This is a genomic window from Ilyobacter sp. (assembly GCF_041583315.1).
Taxonomy (GTDB): Bacteria; Fusobacteriota; Fusobacteriia; order Fusobacteriales; family Fusobacteriaceae; genus Ilyobacter.
Window position 1 is genome coordinate 1 of sequence record NZ_JBFHGC010000539.1, and the last position, 1,940, is coordinate 1,940.

A 1,940-nucleotide genomic window follows, 5' to 3' on the forward strand; every position below is an offset into this window, starting at 1 on the left:
ATCTTTATTTCCCTGCTCCCATTTATAGGGAGGTCTTCCGTTACGATTATTCTAAATTGTGTATTGTGAATATGAAATGGATGTGGAATATTTCCCATCATGCTCATCATACCCATATTACCACCCATCATCATGCCTCTACCCATATGATGTGAGTCATTGGTAACTACCCAGATCTCTGGATCATTTAACTTTATATATTCGTCTATTCTATCCATGTCCATTTGTTTTCCGTTAATATTTACATTTCTGCCAGATCCCTGCATAACAAAATATCTTTTCTTCAGTTTAGAAGTATCTGGTAATTTAACCTTTTCATTGAGCGTTTTGGGGATTTTTCCAACCTGGCCTTTTTTATCTTCTGGAATGAAGGTTAGCAGGGTGTGATCTTCGTCTTTGAGTTTAACATTTTTATTTAGAGACTTGAAATCAACTAAAATTTCTGCTCTCTCTCCTGGTCCTAATAAAAGCCTCTTTCTTCTTATAGGTTTTTCTAAAAGTCCTCCGTCTGTGGCTATAATATAAAAGGCTCGGTTATCACTAAAACTCAGATTAAAAGTCCTTGCATTAGCGCCGTTTAATATTCTGAATCTGGTAACTCCTAATTTTGGTTTAAAAATTGGTTCTATTACACCATTTACCATTCCAACATTTCCAAGCATTCCATTTATGATATCTTCATTTCTAGTAAGATATTCAAGCTGCTTTTGTGAATCAAACCTCTTGTCTTGTATGATGAGTGGGATATCATCAATTCCATACTCTTTAGGCAAATTCAGACTTTCTGATCTTTCATCATCAATTATAAATAAACCTGCTAGCCCCTTGTAAACCTGAATACCGGTTTTATGAAGGAGGTGCGGGTGATACCACAGTGTTGCTGCTTCTTGCTCTATCGGGAACCTGACTCTCCAGGTAGTTTTAGGTTTGATCACTTGATGAGGTCCTCCATCCATAATACCTATCACTCTTAATCCGTGCCAGTGAACTGTGGTCTCTTCAGAAAGAGAATTTTTTACGTTAATCTCTACCATTTCTCCTTTTTTAACTCTTATTGTAGGACCTAGGATATTGCCATTATATCCCAGTGTGCTTTCTTCTACCCCATTAAAAAATTTATATTTCCCATCTACAACCTCCAAATTAAAGACTCCGTCCTTATTCTCTAAAATGGGTGGGACTGGCAGCATATCTCCAATGGAAATTTTGAATAAACATAAAAATATCAACATCAAAAGTTTCATAATAAACCTCCTTTCCTCTCTAATATTCTTCAATGTAAATATCAATAATCCTATAATTTAAATGCTTTATGTCACTCTTTAGACATAAAGCAGTTGTATAATATAGTGTTACTAGGAATAAGTAGAAAATTTTAAAAAAGGAGGTTTCTATATGTGGGAATGGTGTTTTAATAATTTTTCTAGAGGTGGAATATTTGGATGGATGGGAGGTGGTCTTATGATGTTATTTCCAATACTGATTATTGTTTTGATTTTTTATCTTTTTGAAAAGAGAGAAAAAAATAGCACAACAGGAACTGATACTCCTTTAGATATACTAAAAAAGAGATATGCAAGAGGAGAAATTACGAAGGAAGAGTTTGATGAAATAAAAAAAGATCTCCAATAAATCGGTAATGTAACACCTTTTGTTTATTCTCCAAATCTTAATTACTGAATAAACCGACAGGCTCTCTAGAATAAATAAACTGTAACTATGAAACTAGACAGTTTGACTTGTTTCATGGTTACAGTTTAGTATTACATTACCAAAAAAACAAGGCTAAATCAGCCTTGTTTAGGAAAGGACATAAAAGTTATTTTTTATGATAGGTTTTACAATTTACATGATTATCAATAACAGACATATGTACACCCTCAGCAGCACACTCAAAAGATTTGTTGAAGGAACAACTTCCAACTTTACACGAACCGACC

The 1,940-nt window shown here is 33.9% G+C and carries 2 protein-coding genes; one reads left to right on the top strand and one right to left on the bottom strand.

Annotation, left to right across the window (positions count from 1 at the left end; translation table 11 throughout):
- Positions 1–1,244: multicopper oxidase family protein (locus tag ABZA26_RS13950; RefSeq protein WP_372715101.1), on the bottom strand; the 1,244-nt coding region annotated here is incomplete at its 3' end.
- A gap of 151 nt (positions 1,245–1,395) precedes the next feature.
- On the opposite strand from ABZA26_RS13950, the gene ABZA26_RS13955 reads away from it, so the two are divergent.
- Positions 1,396–1,632 (top strand): SHOCT domain-containing protein, encoded by a 237-nt coding sequence (locus tag ABZA26_RS13955; RefSeq protein ID WP_372715102.1) that lies wholly within the window; start codon positions 1,396–1,398, stop codon positions 1,630–1,632.
- The last annotated feature ends 308 nt before the right edge of the window (positions 1,633–1,940 follow it).

Coding starts and splice junctions, on each gene's coding strand:
- ABZA26_RS13955 (WP_372715102.1), top strand. CDS start 1,396: ATGTGGGAATGGTGTTTTAATAATTTTTCTAGAGGTGGAATATTTGGA.